We start from the raw sequence: 22083 nt of genomic DNA on the forward strand, positions 1-22083 counted from the left end.
GCGGGCGGAGGCTCCGCCGGACGGCGCTCGACGGGATCCGCCGGGTCGCGCCGTACGGGCGGCCCGGCGGGGGAACCGTGGCGCTATCCGTCGTGGAGCCACCGGTGGATGCAGGCGACGAGGTCGTCGGCGTCGACCGGCTTGGTCACGTAGTCGCTGGCGCCCGAGGCCAGACTCTTCTCGCGGTCCCCCGGCATGGCCTTGGCGGTGACCGCGATGACGGGCAGATCGGCGTGGGCCGGCATCTGCCTGATCCGGGAGGTGGCCGTGTAACCGTCCATCTCCGGCATCATGACGTCCATCAGGACCAGGTCGATGTCGGGGTGCGCGGCCAGCGCCTCGATTCCCTCACGCCCGTTCTCGGCGTGCAGCACGTTGACGCCGTGCAGCTCCAGGATGCCGCTGAGCGCGTAGAGGTTGCGGGCGTCGTCGTCGACCACGAGCACCGTACGGCCGTGCAGGGTGGAGTCGATGGTGTGGGGAACCGGCGGCCGGTGCTCGCCGCGCACCAGGGGAACGACCTCACCCGGCTGGTCCGCGGACAGGTGCAGGGCGATCCGCTCGCGCAGCTCGTCGAGGCTGGAGATCAGCTCCAGCGGTCGTCGGCCCGCCAGCTCCTGAAGAGCCCGCTCGTGTGCGTCGGTGAGCCTGCGGTTGTTGTGGGCGAGGACGGGGACGGTGCGCAGGGCCGCGTCCCCGTCCATGGCGTCCAGGAACCGCAGCGCCTCGCCGTCGGCCATGTCGACCTCGATCACCACGCAGTGGAACGGCTGGGTGGCGAGGGCTGCCGCGGCTTCCGCCGGCCCCACGGCCGCGATGACCTCCAGGTCCTCCCGGTCGGCGCGGCCACGGCCGGAGGTCAGCTCCGCGACGGCGTTCTCGGCGACGAGCGAGAGCAGCCCGCGCGGGCGCTCCTCGATCACGAGCAGGCGCCGGGGCTGCTGCCGTGCGTGCCGGGCCTGCGGGGCGCCCGGCAGGGCAGGACGGTCGGTGGGGACGGCGTCGCCGGAGGTCGTGGGCTCCGGGCCGCCGTCGGTGCCGGCGGCCTGGACGTGGGCGGACTGCTCCTTGAAGTCGGCCCGGGCGACCGGCAGATAGAGGGTGAAGGTGCTGCCCTCACCGGGCTCGCTGGCCGCGGTGAGGCCGCCGCCGAGCAGGTAGGCGATCTCCCGGCTGATGGACAGGCCGAGGCCGGTGCCGCCGTACTTCCGGTTGGTGGTGCCGTCCGCCTGCCGGAAGGCACCGAAGATGGCCTCCAGGTGCTGGGACTCGATCCCGATGCCGGTGTCCCTGACCCGGAAGGCGACCACGGGGCCCCCGCGGTGGACCGTCGCGGGCAGCTCGTCGTCCGACGCGGGTTCGATGCACAGCTCGACGCCGCCGCGTTCGGTGAACTTGACGGCGTTCGAGAGGAGATTGCGCAGCACCTGCCGCAGCCGGGTGTCGTCGGTGACCAGGTCCACGGGCACGCCGGCCGCGGTGGAGACGGTGAAGGTGAGGCTCTTCTGGGTGGTGAGCGGGCGGAACGTCGCCTCGACGTAGTCGAGAAGCCGGCGCAGCTGTACCCGTTCCGGGTTGAGGTCCATCTTCCCGGCCTCCACCTTGGAGAGGTCGAGGATGTCGTTGATCAGCTGGAGCAGATCGGATCCGGCCGAGTGGATGATGCCCGCGTACTCGACCTGCTTGGCCGTGAGGTTGCGGGTCGGGTTCTGGGCGAGCAACTGGGCGAGGATCAGCAGGCTGTTGAGCGGGGTGCGCAGTTCGTGGCTCATGTTGGCCAGGAACTCGGACTTGTACTTGGAGGCGAGGGAGAGCTGCTGGGCCCGGTCCTCGAGTTCCTGCCGCGCCTGCTCGATCTCCAGGTTCTTGGCCTCGATGTCGCTGTTCTGCGAGGCGAGCAGGGCTGCCTTCTCCTCCAGTTCCGCGTTGGACCGCTGCAACTCGTCCTGCTGTACCTGCAGTTGCTCGGAACGGGCCCGCAGTTCGTCGGCCAGCCGCTGGGACTCGTCCAGCAGCTCGTCGGTCCGGGCGTTGGCGACGATGGTGCTGACGTTGACGCCCACCGTCTCCATGAGCTGCTCCAGGAAGTCCCGGTGCACGGAGGTGAAGGTCGAGAAGGACGCCAGCTCGATGACGCCGAGCACCTGGTCCTCGACCACGATCGGCAGCACGATCAGGCTGGCCCGTGCCGTGCTGCCGAGCCCCGAGGAGATGTACATGTAGTCGCCGGGTACGTTCTCGGCGGCGATGATCCGGCGGCTGCCGGCGGCCTGACCGACGAGGGACTCGCCGAGCCGGAACCGGTCACGGCCGGCGTTCCCCGCGGGAAGCCCGTAGGACCCGACGAGCCCCAGCTCGACGCCGTCCGCGCCGTCCTCCGCCAGGTAGAACGCGCCGTACTGGGCGGAGACCAGCGGGGTCAGCTCGTCCATGACGAGCTCGGCGACGACGGCCAGGTCGCGGTGGCCCTGCATGAGTTCGGAGATCCGGGCGAGGCTGGACTTGAGCCAGTCCTGCTCCTGGTTGGCCCGTGTCGTCTCGCGCAGCGAGCCGACCATCGCGTTGATGTTGTCCTTGAGTTCGGCCACCTCGCCCGAGGCGTCGACGGTGATGGAGCGGGTCAGATCGCCCTCGGCGACCGCGCTCGCGACCTCGGCGATGGCGCGGACCTGGCGGGTCAGGTTCCCGGCGAGCTCGTTGACGTTCTCGGTCAGGCGCTTCCAGGTGCCGGAGACGCCCTCGACCTCGGCCTGACCGCCGAGGCGGCCCTCGCTGCCGACCTCCCTGGCCACGCGGGTCACCTCGGCGGCGAACGAGGAGAGCTGGTCCACCATCGTGTTGATGGTGGTCTTCAGTTCCAGGATCTCGCCGCGCGCGTCGACGTCGATCTTCTTCGAGAGGTCGCCGTTGGCGACGGCGGTGGTGACCTGGGCGATGTTGCGGACCTGGCCGGTCAGGTTGTTCGCCATCGAGTTGACGTTGTCGGTGAGGTCCTTCCACGTGCCGGCCACGTTGGGCACCCGTGCCTGTCCGCCGAGCCGGCCCTCGGTGCCGACCTCACGGGCGACTCGCGTCACCTCGTCGGCGAAGGCCGAAAGCGTGTCCACCATCGTGTTGATGGTGTCCGCGAGCGCGGCGACCTCTCCCTTCGCCTCCACGGTGATCCGGCGGGAGAGATCGCCCCGGGCCACGGCGGTGGCGACCTGGGCGATCGAGCGCACCTGGCCGGTGAGGTTGGACGCCATCACGTTGACGTTGCCGGTGAGGTCCTCCCAGGTACCCGAGGCGCCCCGTACGGTGGCCTGGCCGCCCAGGTTGCCCTCCGTGCCGACCTCCCGGGCGACCCTGCTCACCTCGTCGGCGAACGCCGAGAGCTGGTCGACCATCGTGTTGATGGTGTTCTTCAGCTCCCGGATCTCGCCACGGGCGTCCACGTCGACCTTCTGGGAGAGGTCGCCCTCGGCCACGGCGGTGGCGACGTGCGCGATGGAGCGCACCTGCGCGGTGAGGTTGCCGGCCATGGAGTTGACGGAGTCGGTGAGATCGCGCCATGTGCCGGAGACGCCCTTCACGTCCGCCTGACCGCCGAGGATGCCCTCCGTACCGACGTCACGGGCCATGCGCGTGACCTCGTCCGCGAAGGAGGAGAGCTGGTCGACCATCGTGTTGATGGTGTTCTTGAGCTCCAGGATCTCGCCACGGGCGTCCACGTCGATCTTCTGCGAGAGGTCGCCCTTGGCGACGGCGGTGGCGACGTGGGCGATGTCACGGACCTGAGTGGTCAGGTTTCCGGCCATCGCGTTCACCGACTCGGTCAGGTCCGCCCAGGTTCCGGAGACCCCGGGCACCTTGGCCTGGCCGCCGAGGGTCCCTTCCGTACCCACTTCCCGGGCGACACGGGTCACCTCGGAGGTGAAGAGGGAGAGCTGGTCGACCATGCCGTTGAACACACTGGAGATCTCGCCCATGAGCCCCTCGGCCGTGCCGGGCAGCCGGGTGCCGAAGTCTCCGTCACGCACGGCGGTGAGGCCGTCCAGGAGCCGGCGCAGCTCGGATTCCCCCACCGCCGCCGGCCCCGGCCGCGGCACGGCGGAGGGGCCCTCGATCGTCGTCTCAGACATGCCTCATCCTCGTTCGCTCGCCGGGTACCCGCAGGGACCACACCTGGTCACGGGCGTCGGTCGGACCGCACCCCCTCCCGTACGGCCCCGACCTCGACCGTTGCCGTACGGCAATTAAGACGACCCTACTCCCCCGTGATCGTCACAAGGAGAGCGGTGGGGAAGCAAGCGGCTTGAACGAGCCGGAACCGAGTGCCGGCATAGAACGGGGGACCAGGGGTACCCGCCGCTGCGAACCGGGCGGTCGCGCCCTGACGACGAGGGGAGATCCACTGTGCTGATGGCCCATCCCGCGGTGCTGAGCAACCTGATCGAGCAGTACGAGACGCTGAGGGTGCTGCACGCGGAGAACGGCGGCGCCGAGGTACGGCGGCGCCTCGACGACGTCGCGTACACGCTCTGCGTCTCCACCGGCACACGTGATGTGGACGCGGCCCTGATCGCCGCCCGGTACCGCCTGCCCGGCGCGCGCCCCGAGGACGACTCGGTCCTGATGGCCTGAATCAGCACGACCGCCGCGAGGCGGCCCCGCAGGGCACGCGTGAAGGAGTGCTTCCGGGCCTCGTATCGGGCCGGTTGTGAACGCCGTGCTTCGCGCGTATGTCACTCCATTCAGCATGCGAGACGCAACCGGACGCGACGTTGACGCGTCCGGTTTTCGCTGCAAGTCTCTTGGCCGTGAGCACTTTCGAGAACTTCTCCGCGCGGCTCCACGTCGATCTCCGACGTCAAGCCAGCGCCATCTGTGCCGTCGGTCGATAGACCCCCGGCAGGCCTTTCTCCTGCTCCTCACTCCACCGTGGACTGCCGTTCCGCGCGTCCACGGTAGATGACCGGATTCCCCGCGAGGAATTCTCCGGCCGTTTTTCCTTTCCCGCCGGTTCGGCGGTCGTCCTTCCTCCGTCCGGAATTCCGGCGCGTCCTTTCGTGAAACGCGCCTGCTCCGGGCCGGACAACGGTCTCGACGCGCCCTCTCTCAGCATGCGCGGAAGAAGTCGGCAGAAGCACGATCCAGCCGCTCCATCGAATGTGAACAGGACTGTCCATGACCACCATGACATCGACCCGACGACGGTTCATCACGCTGCTCGGTCTCTCCGCGGTCGCGGTGAGCTGCGGCACGACCGCGGGGACCGCCGGAAAGGACCGGACCCGGACGCTGCGGTACCAGGGCTGGGCGGGACAGGTCACCTTGCCGGAGCTGGCCGAGGACCTCGGCTACCTGGGGGATGTCAGGCTGGAGTGGGTCGGCAACACGATCAGCGGACCTCAGGACATCCAGTCCGCCGCCACCGGACAGACGGACTTCGGCGGCGCGTTCAACGGCGCGGTCGTCAAACTGGCTGCGAACAAGGCCCCCATCAAGGCTGTCATCAGCTATTACGGCGCCGACCAGCACGCCTACAACGGGTATTACGTCCTTGAGGACAGCCCGATCCGCTCCGCCCGCGATCTGGCCGGCCAGAAGGTCGGGATGAACACCCTCGGAGCCCATGCGGAGGCCATGCTCGACATCTATCTCCAGCGTGGCGGGCTTTCCAAGGCGGAGATCGGCAAGGTCGAGCCGTTGGTCGTGCCGCCCGTCAACACCGAGCAGTCGCTGCGCCAGAAACAGATCGGGGTGGCCGTACTCGGCGGCATTCTGCGGGACAAGGCCCTCGCGACAGGTGGAATCCGGCCGCTCTTCACGGACTTCGACCTGCTCGGCGCCTTCAGTGCCGGCACGTACGTGATGACGGACCGCTTCCTCGAGCAGAACCCCGGGACGGCCCGGACCTTCGTCACCGCCGTGGGGCGGGCCATCGAGTGGTCGCGCTCCACTCCGCGCGACGAGGTGGTCGCCCGGATGACGGACATCGTGAAGAAGCGCGGACGCAACGAGGACGCCACCCCCCTCAAGTACTGGCGTTCCTGGGGTGTCGCCGAGACGGCCGGCCGGATCACCGGCAAGGAACTGCAGCTCTGGATCGACTGGCTGACCGAGCGCGGTGACATCCGGAAGGGCCAGGTCAGGGTGGACGACCTCTACACCAACACGTTCAACAAGGCCGGCGAGGTCGGCACGGCGCCCACCTCACCGGCACCCTCCGCCTCGCAGAGCGGGAGCTGATCCGATGCCGGCATCCACCACACCCAAGATCGTGTTCGAGGACGTACGGAAGGTCTTCACGGTCAAGGAGTCCGCCACGAGGGGCGGTTCGGGGACACGCGGGTCCACGGAGTTCACCGCCGTCGACGGCATCGACCTGGAGATGGCGGCAGGCGAGTTCGTCGCCCTGGTCGGCCCCAGCGGCTGCGGCAAGTCGACGCTCCTCGACATGCTCGGCGGCCTCACCCGCCCCACCGGCGGAAGGATCCTGCTGGACGGGACACCGGTCACCGGTCCCGGCCTGAACCGCGGCATCGTCTTCCAGCAGTACGCGCTGCTGCCCTGGCGCACGGCGCAGGGGAACGTCGAGTTCGGCCTGGAGGCCACCGGAGTACCACGCCGCGAACGGGCCGCGCGAGCACGGGAGTTCCTGGATCTGGTCGGTCTGTCCGGGTTCGAGCACCGGCACCCGCACGAGCTGTCGGGCGGGATGCGGCAGCGCGTGGCGATCGCCCGCAGCCTGGCCTACGACCCGGACGTGCTCCTCATGGACGAGCCGTTCGGCGCGCTGGACGCCCAGACCCGTGAGTCGCTGCAGGACGAACTGCTCCGCATCTGGCAGCGGACGGGCAAGACCGTCGTCTTCATCACGCACAGCATCGACGAAGCCGTCTACCTGGGGCAGCGCGTCGCCGTCATGACGTCCAGGCCGGGCCGCATCAAGCAGGTCGTACCGGTCGCGCTCGGCTCCCGTGCCGACACCGACGACATCCGTTCCGCTCCCGAGTTCGCACGCCACCGTCACGAGATCTGGTCGCTGCTGCACGACGAGGTCGCCAGGGCCCAGCAGTTGGAGAAGCAGGAGGCATCCGCATGAGCCTGACGACCGGCACCACCACCGAGAAGGCTCCCCCGCCGCCCCCGGCGAGCCTCGACGAAGGCGCCCCCACCACCGCCCCGGCCCTCTCCTCCTCCGTCACGCGCTCGGCGCCCGCGCCGCCGCCCCGGATCCCTTCCCGGGCTGTCCCTGTCCGCCGGGTGCTCCGGCGGACGGCGTCCCTCCTGGCGACCGGGGCCACCAGGTCCGCGGCCATCGTGGCCCTGCTGTTGCTGTGGGAGACCGCCCCGCGGCTCGGGCTGGTCGACCGGACCTTCCTGCCGCCGTTCAGCGAGGTGCTCGTCGCCTGGTGGGAGCTGGCGGCCGACGGCCGGCTCGCCGACAACACCTACGCCAGCCTGGTGCGTTCGTTCAGCGGATTCGGTCTGGCCGTGGCCGTCGCCGTACCCCTCGGGCTGCTGATCGGCTGGTACCGGCCGGTCGCCGATCTGCTCGGTCCGCTGCTCGAAGTGTTCCGCAACACCGCCGCGCTGGCCCTGCTGCCGGTCTTCGTGCTGCTGCTGGGCATCGGGGAGACCTCGAAGATCTCCATCGTGGTGTACGCGTGCACCTGGCCGATCCTGCTCAACACGATCAGCGCGGTCCGCACGGTCGACCCCACGCTGCTGAAGCTCGCGAAATCGATGGACCTGTCCGCACCCCGGCTCTTCCAGAAGGTCATCCTGCCGTCCGCCGTGCCCGTGATGTTCACCGGCATCCGGCTCGCCGGAGCGGGGTCGATCCTGGTGCTGGTCGCCGCCGAGATGATCGGGGCCAAGGCGGGGCTCGGCTATCTGATCAACGCCTCGCAGTACAACTTCGCGATCCCGCAGATGTACGCGGGAATCATCACGATCTCCGCCATCGGCGTGACGTTCAACCAGCTCCTGGTCGTCCTGGAGCGCCGGCTCAGCTCCTGGCGCGTGTCCGCCGCCTGATCCGGACCGGCCCGCCCTCCTCGCAGCACCCGATCATCTCTCCGCCCCGATCCGAGGAACCCATGACCGCGACCAGCCCCCGCACCCTCCATCTCAACGCCTTCCTGATGAACGCCGGCCACCACGACGCCGCCTGGCGCCACCCCCGTACCCAGCCCGAACGGGTCACCGATCTGCGCTACTTCCAGCAGCTCGCCCGGACCGCCGAGCGCGGGCTGCTCGACTCGGTCTTCCTCGCCGACGGCCTCGCCCTGTGGGGGAACGCCCGGTACAACGCGCTCGGCGGTTTCGAACCGCTCACCCTGCTGTCGGCGCTGGCGGCGGTCACCGAGCACGTCGGGCTGATCGCCACCGTCTCCACCACCTTCAACGAGCCGTTCCACACCGCCCGCAAGTTCGCCTCCCTGGACCACATCAGCGGCGGCCGGGCCGGCTGGAACATCGTCACCTCCGGCACCGTGAACGAGGCCCGCAACTTCGGCCAGGAGGAGCACCTGGAGCACCGGCTCCGCTACGAGCGGGCCCGGGAGTTCGTCGAGGTCGCCACCAAGCTGTGGGACAGCTGGGAGGACGACGCGATCCTGCTCGACCGCGAGCGGGGCATCTACGCGGACACGGACCGGGTGCGGACGATCGACCACCGCGGGGAGTACTTCGGGGTACAGGGTCCGCTGAACGTCCCCCGCAGTCCTCAGGGCCACCCGCTGCTGGTGCAGGCCGGTTCGTCGGAGGACGGCAAGGAGTTCGCCGCGCAGTACGCCGAGGCCGTCTTCACCGCCCAGCAGACGCTCGCCGACGGCCAGGCGTTCTACAAGGACCTCAAGTCCCGGCTCGCGCGCCACGGCCGAGGCGAGGACCGACTCCTGGTGCTCCCGGGCATCGCGCCCGTCATCGGCTCGACCGAGGCCGAGGCACGTGCGCTGGAGCAGGAGCTCACGGAGCTGCAGATCCCCGAGTACGGGCTCGCCCAGCTGTCCGGCATGCTCGGCACCGACCTGACGGGGGTGCCGCTGGACGGGCCGCTGCCCGAACTGCCCGAGGAGCGGGACATCAACGGCAACAAGAGCCGTTTCACGCTCGTCGCCGACATCGCGCGCCGCGACGGCCTGACCGTGCGCCAGCTCATCGCACGCCTCGGAGCCGGACGCGGCCACCGCGTCTTCGCCGGTACTCCGGAGCAGATCGCCGACGAGCTCCAGGAGTGGTTCACCCAGGGCGCCGCCGACGGCTTCAACATCATGCCGCCCCTTCTGCCGAGCGGGCTGGAGGACTTCGTCGACCAGGTCGTCCCGATCCTGCAGCGCCGCGGCCTGTTCCGTACCGAGTACAGCGGCCGCACGCTGCGCGAGCACTACGGGCTCGCGCGCCCGGCCAACCAGAGCGCCGCGGTGGCCGCGACGGCGGCGGCAGCGGGGCGGCCCGCATGACGCGGCCGCACGCCCGGCGCGCTTCGAGCAGCCGGCCGCCCCTCGGGGCACCGGGAACGCCAGGCCGCCCACCGACCCTCACCTTCTGACCGCTTCGAAAGGACCACTTCCATGACCACCAGCACCGGCTTCGACGTCCGCAGGATCGGAGGCCGTATCGGCGCGGAGATCCTCGGCGTGGACCTCGGCGCCGACCTCGCCCCCGCCGTCGTCACCGAGATCAACTCCGCGCTCCTGGAACACAAGGCGCTCGTCTTCCGTGATCAGCGGCTCGACGAGGCGGGCCAGCTCCGCTTCGCCTCGCTCTTCGGCGAGCTCACCACCGCGCACCCGACCGTGCCGTCCGTCGACGGCCGGCCCCAGATCCTGCCCGTCGACGGCGACGAGGGCATCCGCGCCAACCACTGGCACACGGACGTCACCTTCGTCCGGACGCCGCCGAAGGCGTCCACGCTGCGCAGCATCGTGGTCCCGCCCTACGGCGGCAACACCCTCATCGCGAACACGGGCGCCGCCTACGCGGATCTGCCCGGGCCGCTGCGGGAGCTCGCCGACAAGCTGTGGGCGGTGCACACCAACGACTACGACTACGCCGCCCCGAAGAGCGAGAAGGCGGCCGAGCACCGCAGGCAGTTCGTCTCCCGGCGGTACCGCACCGCCCACCCGGTCGTCCGGGTCCACCCCGAGACCGGGGAACGAGGGCTGTTCATCGGCGGCTTCGCCCAGAGCATCGTCGGCCTCGGCCCCTCCGACTCCCGCGACCTGCTGCGCCTCTTCCAGTCGTACGTCACCCGTCCGGAGAACATCGTGCGCGTGGCCTGGCAGCCGGGCGACCTCGTCCTGTTCGACAACCGGATCACCCAGCACTACGCCCCCGACGACTACGGCGACCTGCCGCGCCTGCTGCACCGCGTGACCGTCGCGGGCGACGTCCCGGCCGGGGTCGACGGAACGCGCAGCGAGGTGATCGAGGGCGACGACGCCGCCCACTACACCCCAGCGGCGGCCTGAGCCCCCCGGCCGCCGGGCAGGCGTCCTGCCCGGCGGCCCGTCGGGCGTCCGACCCGGGCCGGCCGGCCCACCGCACTGCGGAGAGGCGATGCCGATCGGGGGGGCGCGCCCTGCCGGAATCGCCATCCCAAAACCCGCTGCCTCCCTCTTACGGCCGGAGAAGGGCCTTGATCATCCCGTCTTCCTTCGCCTGGAACATGGCGTAGGCGCGCGGCGCCTCTTCGAGGGGCAGGACGTGCGTGGCGAAGCCTTCCACTCCCAGCGGATCGCTGTCGTCGAGCAGCGGCAGGATGTCGTCCACCCAGGCCCGGACGTTGGCCTGACCCATGCGCAGCTGGATCTGCTTGTCGAACAGGGTCAGCAGGGGCATGGGGTCCGCCACACCTCCGTAGACGCCGGAGACGGAGACCGTGCCGCCGCGCCGCACCAGGTCGATCGCCATGTGCAGAGCGGGCAGGCGGTCGACGCCGGCGTGTTCCATGAGGGGACGGGCGAGGGCGTCGGGCAACAGCGCCGTGACTCGTTGTGCGGCCGCGGCCAGGGGCGCTCCGTGGGCTTCCATGCCCACCGCGTCGATGACCGAGTCCGTCCCCCGGCCGTCCGTCAGGTTCCGCACCTCGGTGACGAGCCGTTTGCCGTGCCCGGTGAGGTCGAGCGTGCGCACGCCGGCTTCTCTCGCGCGCTGCAGACGGGCGGGGACGCGGTCGACACCGAGGACGAGCCGGGCGCCGCGGTGCAGGGCGATGCGGGCGGACATCAGGCCGATCGGCCCGAGCCCGAGCACCGTGACGGACCCGCCCGGGGGGATGTCGGCGTACTCGACGGCCTGCCAGGCCGTCGGCAGTACGTCGGAGAGATACACGAACCGCTCGTCGGGCGGGCCCTTCGGCACCTTGACGGGCAGCGTGTCGCCGAAGGGCACGCGGAGGTACTCGGCCTGACCGCCCGGAACCTGTCCGTACAGCTTCGTGTAGCCGAACAGCGACGCGCCCTTGTCGTACTCACGCACCTGGGTCGTCTCGCACTGGGAGTGAAGACCCTGGTCGCACATGAAGCACTGTCCGCACGACACGTTGAACGGGACGACGACCCGGTCCCCGGTCGAGAGCGTGGACACCTCCGGTCCGACCGCCTCCACCAGACCCATCGCCTCGTGCCCGAGGATGTCGCCGGGCTCCAGGTAGGCACCCAGGACGTTGTACAGGTGCAGGTCGGAGCCGCAGATACCGGTCGAGGTCACCTTGACGACGACATCCGACGGATCCTTGATCGCGGGATCGGCCACCGACTCCACGCGGACGTCCCGCGTACCTTGCCACGTCAGTGCGCGCATGAGCTGTGTCCTCCTTACGCACCGGGCACCGCGAGGGCATGGGGGGACGCCGCTCGGTCCGCAGGCACGTTCGCCCGCGCGGTGCTCCCGGTCGCCACGTCTACCAGTAGTGACGTCGGCCGCCCACCGCGTGGCCCACGGCTCCGAGGACCCACAGGACGGCGCCGATGAGGACCAGGATCATCCCGATGGTCCACAGAAGGGATATACCGGCGACGAGTCCGATGACGAGCAGGATGAGTCCGACAACGATCATGGCTTACCTCAGTCTCTGGAGGGGCCGGACTCCCGGTGAGTCGGCCGACGCCCGCGGGTGACAGGGCAGATGTCCCGTCACCCACGAACGGCGCCTACCCCCATCCGGCGGCCGTATGGGTTCCCGGCGGCGGTTTCCCGGCTTCGTCCCGGGCCGGGGAGGCCGCCGAGCCGGTCCTCGCGCCGCACTCCCGGGGTGCCGGACGGCCGCACACGCGCCAGCCTGGGGGGAACCTCGTCCGACTTGGGAAGCGACTTGGAGGGTCTCCTCGGTGGACCGACGTCGACTGCCCCGCCTGCGCCGGTGGCCCGGGCGTGTGAAGGAGAGTGCCGCGGCGCTCCGCGAGCGTCGGGCGCGGCTCCAGGCCGAACGGGACGCGGAGGACCACCGGGCCTGGGAGGAGTCGCTTCCCCCGGAAGCGCGTCACGAGGGCGATCCCCCGGCGCGGGGTCCGGCGGCGTCGGTGCCGTGGCCGGTACGGGTGGCCGCGGAGGCCGGCTGGCGGTTCCTGGTGCTCGCCGCCACCCTCTGGGTGCTCATGCGGGTCATCGGGGCGGTACGGCTGGTCGTGCTCGCCTTCGTCGTCGCGCTCCTGGTCACCGCTCTGCTCCAGCCGACGGTGGCCCGGCTGCACCGAGCCGGCCTCGCCCGGGGGCCCGCCACGGCGCTGACGGCGACCTGCGGTTTCGTGCTCCTCGGACTGGTCGGATGGTTCGTCGTCTGGCAGGTGCTGGACAACGTCGACGACCTCTCCGACCGCGTCCGGGAGGGCATCGACGAACTCAAGCAGTGGCTGATCAACAGCCCGCTCCACGTCACGGAGCAACAGATCAACGACATCGCCGACACCTTGAGCGACAGCATCGGCACCAGCACGAGTGAAATCGCCTCCACCGGCCTCCAGGGCGTGACCGTGCTCGTGGAGGTGATCACCGGCCTGCTGCTCGCCATGTTCGCCACCCTCTTCCTGCTGTACGACGGCAAGCGCATCTGGAGGTGGACCCTCAAGCTGGTCCCCGCCGGAGCCCGCCCCGGCGTCGCGGGCGCGGGTCCGCGCGCCTGGCGGACACTGACCGCGTACGTGCGCGGCACGATGATCGTCGCCATGATCGACGCGGTCTTCATCGGCCTGGGCATCTACTTCCTCGGCGTACCGCTGGCCGTCCCCATCGGCGTGGTGATCTTCCTGTCGTCCTTCGTGCCCCTCGTCGGTGCCGTCGTCTCCGGGGCGCTCGCGGTCGTCGTCGCGCTCGTGACGGAGGGGGTGTTCACCGCGCTGATGGCCCTGATGGTCGTCCTCGTGGTGCAGCAGATCGAGGGACACGTGCTGCAGCCGTTCATCCTCGGCCGCGCCGTCCGGGTCCATCCGCTGGCCGTCGTCCTGGCCGTCGCCACGGGCGGCACCGTCGCGGGAATCGGCGGAGCCGTCGTGGCGGTACCGCTCGTCGCCGTCGGCAACACCGTCGTCGGGTACCTCCGCGCCCACCCCGCCGGAGGCGAGGCGGAGGCGGTGGAGAGGTGAGCGTTCCCGTGACGCGGTCTACCGTCGGGGCGTGGGAACGAGGCGCAGCAGCCCGTGGAGCACGGCGTCGATCGTGTCCTGTGCGGGCTCGTCGGTCACGTGGGTGAGCAGCCGGGCCAGAGCGCGCAGCAGGTGGGGCGAGGCCATCACCCTGGGGTGCAGGACCGGCCGGAAGCCGTAGCGGGAGAAGACCAGATCACCGGCGACGTTGCCCAGCCGGTAGTAGCGCGCCCAGCGGCGCTGGATCTCGACCGGGTACTGGTGCAGCGCGTGTTCCCGGCGTGGCCCGGCCGGCCGGGCGAGCGCCAGGGCGATGATGTCCGCCGCCACCTCGGCGGCCTCCATCGCCTGGGCGATGCCCTCGCCGCTCCACGGACTGACCATGCCGGCGCTGTCGCCCACGAGCAGCACGCCACGCCCGTACTGCGGACGCCGGTTCAGCCCCATGGGCAGCGGCGCGCTCCGCAGGGGCGAGTCGGCGTTCTCCTCGCGCACCCCCCACTCCTCGGGCAGGCGGGGCAGCCAGTGTTCCAGGGCCGCCCGCAGGTCCACCGGTCTGCGCCGCCGTTGCTGCGGCAGGGCGCCGAGGCCCACGTTGACGCGCCCGTCCCCCATCGGGAACACCCATCCGTACCCGGGCAGGTCCCGTCCGGTGCGGGGACAGCGCAGGTCGGCCCAGAGTTCCAGATAGGGGTCGTGCGTACGGGCCTCGCTGCGGTAGTACCGGCGGGCGGCCGCCGCGACGGGTCGCTTGCCGTCCCGTTCGAAGCCCAGGCCCAGAGCCGTGCGCGCCGAGGCTCCGTCGGCCGCGACCACCAGCGGGGCCCGGTAGCGGACCGGTTCCTGGCCGGCTCCGCGCGTGGCGGAGACGCCGATGACGTGTCCTGCCCGGTCGGTCAGAGGGCCCGTCACCTTCACGTGGGTGCGAAGGCGCGCCCCGGTGGCGCTCGCGTGAGAAGCGAGCAGGTCGTCGAAGTCGTGCCGGCTGCGGGTGAGTCCGAAGTCGGGAAGCGCCCCCAGGCGCGGCCAGTCCAGCTCGGCTTCGAGGCCTCCGCAGACCCAGCGCATCCCCTTGTTGCGCATCCAGCCCGGTGCGTCGATGTCGATGCCCATCCGTACCAACTGGTAGACGCTGCGCGGTGTCAGCCCGTCGCCGCACACCTTCTCCCGGGGGAAACCGCTCTTCTCCAGGAGCAGCACGTCCACACCGGCTCGCGCGAGGTGCACCGCGGCGGCGGAACCGGCCGGTCCCGCCCCCACCACGATGACCTGTGCCTCCTCGTCGCCGGCGCCGTCGGGGCCACTGCCGGCGTCGCGGCCGCTGCCGGCCTCGTCACTATTGGTGATCACCCCACCACTATGCCCCCGGCCGGGGCTTGCGGAACGTGTGGCACGGCCGAACCGGCTGCCGGTTCCCAGCCCGCCGGCGCCTGGAGGAGCCGCTCCCCTCCAGGCACCGGCGACGCCTCAGGGCCTGCGGGCGTGGAGGACGTGGGCGCCCAGGGCAAGCGGGGTGTGGCCCGTGAGTTCGAGACCGTGCTCCTCGAGCAGCCGGCCGTAGTGGTCGGCCGTGCGCTCGCGGCCTCCGGTGTTGCACATCATGTGGAGGTCCCACGCGGTGGCGAGCGAGGGCTCGGCGCCGGCGGGCAGCAGGCGTTCGACGACGAGGAGGTCCGCCTGCCGGGGCATGGCCTCGGCGCAGTGACCCAGAATGCTCCGGCACCGGTCGTCGTCCCAGTCGTGCAGGACACGGGAGAGGATGTAGACGTCGCCGCCCGGGGGTACGTCCGCGAAGTCGCCCGCCCGGTAGTCGCACCGCCCTCCGACACCGATGGCGTCCAGGTAGGTCCGCGCCGCCGCGAGGACCTGAGGGCGTTCGAGGAGGACTCCCCGCAGGGTGGGGTGAGCGGTCAGGATGCGGCCCAGCAGCTCTCCGGTGCCGCCCGCGACGTCGACCACGGTACGGGGGCGGCCGGAGGCGGTGGCGGCGGTGAGGACCGGGTGCGCGGGGAGAGGATCGAACATGGCCGCGCTCGACGCCATCGACTGGTCGAAGAGGGCGGCGAGTTCGGGGTCGCGGGCGAAGTGGTCGAAGTGGTTCTCGCCGTAGAGGTGCTCGAAGCCGGGTTCTCCGCTGCGCACGGTGTGGGTCAGATGGGCGAAGGACTGGTAGAAGGGGCCGCCGTACATCAGTGCCAGGGGCCGCATCGAGCCCGGCGCCTCCGGGTCCAGGAGCGCGCCGACGTCGGTGAGCCGGTATCCGTCCGGGCCTTCGGCGACCACGCCCAGCATGGCGAGGTACCGCAGCAGGGTCATCGTGCTCTGCGGGTGGGCCCCGACGGCCCGGGCGAGCTGTGAACCGTCCACCCCGGTGTGGCGGTTCATGGCCTCGGGCAGCCCCAGCCGCGCGCACGCCGCCAGGGCCTGGGTGGTCCAGGCACCGGTCAGCAGCCACAAGAGCTTTTCCGACGGCTGCGGTTCACCGGTCCCGCGCGGGTGCACCGCAGGGGCGAGGGGCCGGGCGAGGTGCTCGGCCAGTACGTCACGGTGGTCTCCGCTCGCGTACAGCTCGACGCGCCGGTAGGCGGTCTTCGTGTCGGCGGGGGCCGTGAAGTAGAACACGGTGCCGTCCTCGTGCGGGTTGTAGCCCCCTCCGTCGGCGGCCGCACCGTGCCGCTCGAAGCTCGCCAACAGCCCGCGCAGCACCAGCGGGTCCGGGCGGGCGACGTCGAACGCGAGGTGCGCCTCATGGTCCCGGCGGCGCTCCTCGGCAGCGATCACGGACAGGCCGGAGCCCGGTGGCACCGTCAGCGCGAACACCTCGACCGCGCGTGGCTCTTCGGCGGGACCGCGGACCACGGGACGGAGAATCCTTACGTCAAGATCGGCCGGATCCCGGCGATGGCGTGCGGCGAGCCGCTCGCGCACCACGACACTGGGCTGCGCCTGCGCGTCGGCGGGCAGCCCGCACGCCGCGAGGTCGGCGCGCAGCGCGTGCTCGTCGGGCGGGAACACGAGCACCGCCGCGTGCGCGAACCGGCACCGGTCCGTCAGCGCGCGCAGTTCGGGACCGTCGAGGCCGGGCAGCACGCGTGACAGCAGGACCGACGTGTCCTGTTCACGGACGAATCCGGCTGTCGCGCCGAGCCGCTCCGCGTCGCCTCCGGCGTGCGCCGGCAGCGAGGGCGTCGGGATCGCGGGCACCGCGTTCGCGGGCGTCGCGTTCGCGGGGGGCATGGTCGCGGGGGGCATGTTCGCGGGCATGGTGAAGGGATGTTCGGGATGCATTCCCTGTCCGTGTGTGAAGGAGGAAGCCCGGGCCCGGCCACCGGAGCCCGCCGTGCACGCGCACGGCAGACCCAGGGCCTGGCCCGGAACGGGACGAAGAGAGGAGAAGAAAGGAGGAAGTCGGTCAGATGCCGACGTAGTTCTCGGCGAACCAGTCCTGCTGGGTGCGCGAGGTGCGCAGCGAGTCGATCCGGGAGCGGCGCAGACGCTCCTGGAAGAGGGAGCCGTCCTCGGAACCCTGGGCGCTGCCGTGCAGAAGGCGGATCATCCAGTGCGAGAACTCCTGTGCCCGCCAGATGTGGGCAAGGCAGCGCGCCGAGTAGGAGGCGAGCGGCTCGGGGTCGCCGTGGGTGAGGTGGTCGGTCAGGGCCCGGGCCAGGATCTCCGCCTCCAGCACCGCGAGGTTGGCGCCCTTGGCGGCGGACGGGCTGATCAGTGCGGCGGCATCGCCCACGAGGAAGAGCGAGCCGTGGCGCAGCGGTTCGAGCACGTCGGACTCCAGGTCGACGACGGCGCGCTGGACGACCCGGCCGCGCAGCAGGGGTCCGTACTCGGTGGCCCGCATGCGCAGCGCGAGCTCGTCCCAGATACGGTCCTCGCTCCAGTCCTCCGCCCGGGTCCCGCGGTCGCACTGCAGGTAGTAGCGGGTGATCTCGGCGGAGCGGGCCATGTGTCCGGCGAAGCCACGCGGGTGGACGGCATAGCCCACGGCGTCGAGGCTCGGCGGTGCCTCGGCGAGCAGGCCCAGCCAGGACACCCCGTGGTCGCGGTGGTGGCGCCGGACCGCGCCGGGAGGAAGCGAGCGCCGCCCCGCCCCGTGGCGGCCGTCGCAGGCGGCGACGTACCGTGCCCGCCACCGTCCGGGCCGCCCGTCCCCCTCCCGTACGGTCACCGTGGGAGCGGGGCCGTCGGCGTCGGACACGGCGACCGCCTCGGTCCCGAATCGGATCCGCCCTCCGGCGGCGATGAACTCGGCCAGCAGATCGGTGACCAGCTCGTGCTGCGGGTAGACGGTGTGGGGCTCACCCCTGCCGAGCCCTCGGTAGTCCAGGCGGAACCGGCCGTCCTCGGTACGGAACTCGCAGACGCTGTGCTCGTGGCCGCGCCGGCGCACTCCCGCGTCCAGGCCGTGGCGTTCCAGGATCCGCACGGTGTTCGCTGCGAGGAAGCCCGCCCGGGCCCGGTTCTGGATGTGGTCCCGGTCGGCACGTTCCAGCACGACACAGTCGATTCCGCTGCGAAGTAAGAGGTTCCCCAGCACCAGTCCGGCCGGGCCGGCCCCGAGGATGACCACATCAGCCGAGTCCTGGTCGGACCGGGCGTACTGACTCTCTGTCACAACAGTGGATCATAGGCACCGGCGATCACGGGGACGGTCGAATATCACCCGAATGCAGTACATGCTGCGAAAAGGATTCTTCCCGGGCGAGGCCGCCCCACGTGCGCCCGACACGTCCTCCTTACCCCTCGGGGAGGGCTGCATGCCGATGATCCATGTCACTGTCGTGGGATCTTCAGAAGGCCACCGCGCAGCCCTTAGCGTTGCCGAAACCGAAACAGGCCGGGCGCGACGCGGGCGAGTGCCGATCCCAGGGCACCACGTGCGCGGGGACGCGACGGCGATCCGTTGTGCTCATCACCGGCAGGGTGAAGGGATCAGGATGTTCCGCAAGGTACTGGTGGCCAACCGCGGGGAGATCGCGATTCGCGCGTTCCGCGCCGGCTACGAATTGGGTGCGCGCACGGTGGCCGTCTTCCCCCACGAGGACCGCAACTCTCTGCACCGGCTGAAGGCGGACGAGGCATACGAGATCGGTGAGCCCGGACATCCGGTGCGCGCCTACCTCTCCGTGGAGGAGATCATCCGGGCGGCCCGCAAAGCCGGTGCCGACGCCGTCTACCCGGGGTACGGATTCCTGTCCGAGAACCCGGATCTGGCCCGCGCCTGCGAGGAGGCGGGCATCACGTTCGTGGGTCCGAGCGTGCAGACCCTGGAGCTGACCGGGAACAAGGCGCGTGCCGTGGCCGCCGCCCGGGAGGCGGGCGTCCCCGTCCTCGGCTCCTCGGCGCCCTCCACCGACGTGGACGAACTGGTGGCGGCCGCCGAGGGCATCGGCTTCCCCGTGTTCGTCAAGGCCGTCGCCGGCGGCGGCGGTCGCGGCATGCGGCGGGTCGAGGACCCGGCCACGCTCCGCGAGTCCATCGAGGCGGCGGCCCGCGAGGCCGAGTCCGCCTTCGGCGACGCGACCGTCTTCCTGGAGAAGGCCGTCGTCGACCCGCGCCACATCGAGGTGCAGATCCTCGCCGACGGCGAGGGCAACGTCATCCATCTCTTCGAGCGCGACTGCTCGGTGCAGCGGCGCCACCAGAAGGTGATCGAGCTCGCGCCCGCCCCGAACCTCGACCCGGAGGTACGCCGGCGCATCTGTGACGACGCGGTGAGGTTCGCCCGCCGGATCGGCTACCGCAACGCGGGCACCGTGGAGTTCCTCCTCGACCGCGACGGCAACCACGTCTTCATCGAGATGAATCCGCGCATCCAGGTCGAGCACACGGTGACCGAGGAGGTCACCGACATCGACCTCGTGCAGTCGCAGTTGCGCATCGCCTCCGGCGAGACCCTCGCCGACCTCGGCCTGACCCAGGAGTCCGTCGTCCTGCGCGGCGCCGCGCTGCAGTGCCGGATCACCACCGAGGACCCCGCGAACGGTTTCCGCCCGGACACCGGCATGATCAGCGCCTACCGCTCTCCGGGAGGCTCCGGCATCCGGCTCGACGGCGGCACCACCCACGCCGGTACGGAGGTCAGCGCCCACTTCGACTCGATGCTGGTCAAGCTGACCTGCCGGGGACGGGACTTCCGTACCGCCGTCGACCGGGCCCGGCGCGCGGTGGCCGAGTTCCGGATCCGCGGCGTGTCCACGAACATCCCGTTCCTGCAGGCCGTGCTCGACGACGCGGACTTCCAGGCCGGACACGTCACGACGGCCTTCATCGAGCAGCGCCCGCACCTGCTCACCTCCCGCCACTCGGCCGACCGCGGCACGAAGCTGCTCACCTACCTCGCCGACGTCACCGTGAACAAGCCGCACGGCCCCCGGCCCGAGCTGATCTCGCCCGCGAGCAAGCTGCCCGCGCTGCGCGCCGGCGAGCCGGCCGCCGGTTCCCGGCAGAGGCTCCTCGCGCTCGGCCCGGAGGGCTTCGCCCGGAGCCTGCGCGAGTCGCCGACCATCGGCGTCACCGACACCACCTTCCGCGACGCCCACCAGTCGCTCCTCGCCACCCGGGTCCGCACCAAGGACCTCCTGGCCGTCGCCCCCGCGGTGGCGCACAACCTGCCGGAGCTGCTGTCGCTGGAGTGCTGGGGCGGCGCCACCTACGACGTCGCGCTGCGCTTCCTCGCCGAGGACCCGTGGGAGCGCCTCGCGGCCCTGCGCGAGGCCGTGCCGAACATCTGCCTGCAGATGCTCCTGCGCGGCCGCAACACCGTGGGGTACACCCCGTACCCGACGGAGGTGACCGACGCCTTCGTGCAGGAGGCCGCGGCCACCGGCATCGACATCTTCCGTATCTTCGACGCGCTCAACGACGTCGACCAGATGCGCCCCGCCATCGAGGCCGTACGGGAGACCGGGACCGCGGTGGCCGAGGTCGCGCTCTGCTACACCTCCGACCTTTCCGACCCGGCGGAGCGGCTGTACACGCTGGACTACTACCTGCGGCTGGCCGAGAAGATCGTCGCCGCGGGTGCCCACGTGCTGGCGGTCAAGGACATGGCCGGCCTGCTGCGCGCCCCCGCCGCGGCCACGCTGGTCTCGGCGCTGCGCAGGGAGTTCGACCTGCCGGTGCACCTCCACACCCACGACACGGCGGGCGGCCAGCTCGCCACGTACCTGGCAGCAATCCAGGCGGGGGCGGACGCGGTGGACGGGGCGGTGGCCTCCATGGCCGGTACGACCTCTCAGCCGTCGCTGTCGGCGATCGTCGCCGCGACCGACCACTCCGCCCGGCCCACCGGCCTCGACCTCCAGGCGGTCGGCGACCTGGAGCCGTACTGGGAGAGCGTGCGCAAGGTCTACGCCCCCTTCGAGGCGGGTCTCGACTCGCCGACCGGTCGCGTGTACCACCACGAGATCCCGGGCGGCCAGCTCTCCAACCTGCGTACCCAGGCGGTCGCTCTCGGCCTCGGCGACCGTTTCGAGGACGTCGAGTCGACGTACGCCGCCGCGGACCGGATGCTGGGCCGGCTGGTGAAGGTCACCCCGTCGTCGAAGGTGGTGGGTGACCTCGCGCTCCATCTCGTGGGCGCCGGGGTGGCACCCGAGGACTTCGAGGCCGCGCCGAACCGCTTCGACATCCCCGACTCGGTCGTCGGCTTCCTCCACGGCGAACTGGGCACACCTCCCGGCGGCTGGCCGGAGCCGTTCCGCAGCAAGGCGCTGGAGGGCCGCGCCGGGCCCAAGCCGATGCGGGAGCTGACCGCGGAGGACCGCACCGGCCTCGCCAAGGACCGGCGCGCGACTCTGAACCGGCTCCTGTTCCCGGGGCCGACGCAGGCCTACGAGGCGCACCGGCAGGCGTACGGCGACACCAGCGTGCTCGACAGCAAGGACTTCTTCTACGGGCTGCGCCCGGGCAAGGAGTACTCCGTCGACTTCGGCCCCGGTGTCCGGCTGCTCATCGAGCTCGAGGCCGTCGGCGAGGCCGACGAACGCGGCATGCGTACCGTCATGTCCACCCTGAACGGCCAGCTGCGGCCGATCCAGGTGCGCGACAAGGCGGCGGCCGCCGATCTCCCGGTGACCGAGAAGGCCGACAGGTCCGACCCCGGCCATGTCGCCGCTCCGTTCGCCGGTGTGGTCACGCTGGCGGTCGCCGAGGGCGACGAGGTCGAGGCCGGTGCGACGGTGGCCACCATCGAGGCGATGAAGATGGAGGCTTCGATCACCGCGACGAGGACGGGCCGGGTGTCCCGCCTGGCCATCACCAGGATCCAGCAGGTGGAGGGCGGCGACCTGCTCGTCGAGATCGGCTGACGCGGCGGGCGGGGGCGCCGCGCGCCACCGCCGGCAGGCGGCCGGGACACCGATGCGGGTGCCCCGGCCGTCGTGCGTTCCCAGGGGCCGTCCGTCACGGGGGCTCCCCCGGGCTTCCCGAGCCGGAGCGGGGCCGGGCGATCGAACTTACGATGGACGGGAGCCGGCGGGCAGCTCGTCGTGCC

The 22083-nt window shown here is 71.2% G+C and carries 15 protein-coding genes; 9 read left to right on the forward strand and 6 right to left on the reverse strand.

Going from position 1 to position 22083, the window contains the following annotated elements; translation table 11 throughout:
• Window positions 1-83: 83 nt before the first annotated feature.
• Window positions 84-4121 carry a HAMP domain-containing protein gene (locus ACFVGW_RS04070; protein ID WP_385850676.1) on the reverse strand — a complete coding sequence of 1346 codons (4038 nt, stop codon included), beginning with the start codon at window positions 4119-4121 and terminating at the stop codon, window positions 84-86.
• Window positions 4122-4395: 274 nt separating this feature from the next.
• Between ACFVGW_RS04070 and ACFVGW_RS04075 the strand changes: the two genes are divergently transcribed.
• The 7 genes from ACFVGW_RS04075 to ACFVGW_RS04105 all read left to right on the forward strand — a co-directional run bounded on the left by ACFVGW_RS04075 (window position 4396) and on the right by ACFVGW_RS04105 (window position 10463).
• Entirely contained in the window at window positions 4396-4623 is a 228-nt protein-coding gene (locus ACFVGW_RS04075; RefSeq protein ID WP_383292135.1) for a DUF5133 domain-containing protein, read from the forward strand.
• Window positions 4624-4721: 98 nt separating this feature from the next.
• Window positions 4722-4883 (forward strand): putative leader peptide, encoded by a 162-nt coding sequence (locus ACFVGW_RS04080; protein WP_385850677.1) that lies wholly within the window; start codon window positions 4722-4724, stop codon window positions 4881-4883.
• A gap of 283 nt (window positions 4884-5166) precedes the next feature.
• The gene (locus ACFVGW_RS04085; protein ID WP_385850678.1) at window positions 5167-6231 is read left to right on the forward strand and encodes an ABC transporter substrate-binding protein; all 1065 of its coding nucleotides are present in this window, start codon (window positions 5167-5169) and stop codon (window positions 6229-6231) included.
• 4 nt (window positions 6232-6235) lie between these two features.
• The gene (locus ACFVGW_RS04090; protein ID WP_385850679.1) at window positions 6236-7087 is read left to right on the forward strand and encodes an ABC transporter ATP-binding protein; all 852 of its coding nucleotides are present in this window, start codon (window positions 6236-6238) and stop codon (window positions 7085-7087) included.
• Window positions 7084-8025: an ABC transporter permease subunit gene (locus tag ACFVGW_RS04095; RefSeq protein WP_385850680.1), complete on the forward strand. Its 942-nt coding sequence runs from the start codon at window positions 7084-7086 to the stop codon at window positions 8023-8025. The genes ACFVGW_RS04090 and ACFVGW_RS04095 overlap by 4 nt, the downstream gene beginning before the upstream one ends.
• Before the next feature lie 62 nt (window positions 8026-8087).
• Window positions 8088-9452 carry an LLM class flavin-dependent oxidoreductase gene (locus ACFVGW_RS04100; protein WP_385850681.1) on the forward strand — a complete coding sequence of 455 codons (1365 nt, stop codon included), beginning with the start codon at window positions 8088-8090 and terminating at the stop codon, window positions 9450-9452.
• A 111-nt stretch (window positions 9453-9563) separates the two neighbouring features.
• Window positions 9564-10463 (forward strand): TauD/TfdA dioxygenase family protein, encoded by a 900-nt coding sequence (locus tag ACFVGW_RS04105; protein ID WP_383566101.1) that lies wholly within the window; start codon window positions 9564-9566, stop codon window positions 10461-10463.
• A 148-nt stretch (window positions 10464-10611) separates the two neighbouring features.
• Here ACFVGW_RS04105 and ACFVGW_RS04110 read toward each other — a convergent pair whose 3' ends face one another.
• Both ACFVGW_RS04110 and ACFVGW_RS04115 read right to left on the reverse strand, forming a co-directional pair.
• A complete protein-coding gene (locus ACFVGW_RS04110) occupies window positions 10612-11796 on the reverse strand; it encodes an alcohol dehydrogenase catalytic domain-containing protein (RefSeq protein WP_385850682.1) in 1185 nt (394 codons plus the stop codon).
• A gap of 100 nt (window positions 11797-11896) precedes the next feature.
• Window positions 11897-12052 (reverse strand): DUF6131 family protein, encoded by a 156-nt coding sequence (locus tag ACFVGW_RS04115; RefSeq protein ID WP_385850683.1) that lies wholly within the window; start codon window positions 12050-12052, stop codon window positions 11897-11899.
• Window positions 12053-12368: 316 nt separating this feature from the next.
• Between ACFVGW_RS04115 and ACFVGW_RS04120 the strand changes: the two genes are divergently transcribed.
• On the forward strand, window positions 12369-13574 hold the full coding sequence (locus tag ACFVGW_RS04120; protein ID WP_385850684.1) for an AI-2E family transporter: 1206 nt from the start codon (window positions 12369-12371) through the stop codon (window positions 13572-13574).
• 18 nt (window positions 13575-13592) lie between these two features.
• On the opposite strand, the gene ACFVGW_RS04125 is transcribed toward ACFVGW_RS04120, so the two are convergent.
• The 3 genes from ACFVGW_RS04125 to ACFVGW_RS04135 form a co-directional block, all read right to left on the reverse strand.
• Entirely contained in the window at window positions 13593-14924 is a 1332-nt protein-coding gene (locus ACFVGW_RS04125) for a geranylgeranyl reductase family protein (protein WP_385850685.1), read from the reverse strand.
• A 117-nt stretch (window positions 14925-15041) separates the two neighbouring features.
• Window positions 15042-16811, reverse strand: a complete 1770-nt coding sequence (locus tag ACFVGW_RS04130) for a methyltransferase (protein ID WP_385850686.1) — start codon at window positions 16809-16811, stop codon at window positions 15042-15044.
• 175 nt (window positions 16812-16986) lie between these two features.
• Window positions 16987-18201, reverse strand: a complete 1215-nt coding sequence (locus tag ACFVGW_RS04135) for a 4-hydroxybenzoate 3-monooxygenase (protein ID WP_385850687.1) — start codon at window positions 18199-18201, stop codon at window positions 16987-16989.
• 322 nt (window positions 18202-18523) lie between these two features.
• Here ACFVGW_RS04135 and ACFVGW_RS04140 point away from each other — a divergent pair, with 322 nt between their 5' ends.
• Window positions 18524-21898, forward strand: coding sequence for a pyruvate carboxylase (locus ACFVGW_RS04140; protein ID WP_385850688.1), 3375 nt, complete (start codon window positions 18524-18526; stop codon window positions 21896-21898).
• The last annotated feature ends 185 nt before the right edge of the window (window positions 21899-22083 follow it).

It is taken from the genome of Streptomyces sp. NPDC127129, from assembly GCF_042671585.1.
Taxonomy (GTDB): Bacteria; Actinomycetota; Actinomycetes; order Streptomycetales; family Streptomycetaceae; genus Streptomyces.

What these genes read in the sequence shown, in the direction of transcription:
- ACFVGW_RS04070 (WP_385850676.1), bottom strand. Translation starts at nt 4,121, where the DNA reads ATGTCTGAGACGACGATCGAGGGCCCCTCCGCCGTGCCGCGGCCGGGG.
- ACFVGW_RS04080 (WP_385850677.1), top strand. Translation starts at nt 4,722, where the DNA reads ATGTCACTCCATTCAGCATGCGAGACGCAACCGGACGCGACGTTGACG.
- ACFVGW_RS04085 (WP_385850678.1), top strand. Translation starts at nt 5,167, where the DNA reads ATGACCACCATGACATCGACCCGACGACGGTTCATCACGCTGCTCGGT.
- ACFVGW_RS04090 (WP_385850679.1), top strand. Translation starts at nt 6,236, where the DNA reads ATGCCGGCATCCACCACACCCAAGATCGTGTTCGAGGACGTACGGAAG.
- ACFVGW_RS04095 (WP_385850680.1), top strand. Translation starts at nt 7,084, where the DNA reads ATGAGCCTGACGACCGGCACCACCACCGAGAAGGCTCCCCCGCCGCCC.
- ACFVGW_RS04100 (WP_385850681.1), top strand. Translation starts at nt 8,088, where the DNA reads ATGACCGCGACCAGCCCCCGCACCCTCCATCTCAACGCCTTCCTGATG.
- ACFVGW_RS04105 (WP_383566101.1), top strand. Translation starts at nt 9,564, where the DNA reads ATGACCACCAGCACCGGCTTCGACGTCCGCAGGATCGGAGGCCGTATC.
- ACFVGW_RS04110 (WP_385850682.1), bottom strand. Translation starts at nt 11,796, where the DNA reads ATGCGCGCACTGACGTGGCAAGGTACGCGGGACGTCCGCGTGGAGTCG.
- ACFVGW_RS04115 (WP_385850683.1), bottom strand. Translation starts at nt 12,052, where the DNA reads ATGATCGTTGTCGGACTCATCCTGCTCGTCATCGGACTCGTCGCCGGT.
- ACFVGW_RS04130 (WP_385850686.1), bottom strand. Translation starts at nt 16,811, where the DNA reads ATGCCCCCCGCGAACGCGACGCCCGCGAACGCGGTGCCCGCGATCCCG.
- ACFVGW_RS04140 (WP_385850688.1), top strand. Translation starts at nt 18,524, where the DNA reads ATGTTCCGCAAGGTACTGGTGGCCAACCGCGGGGAGATCGCGATTCGC.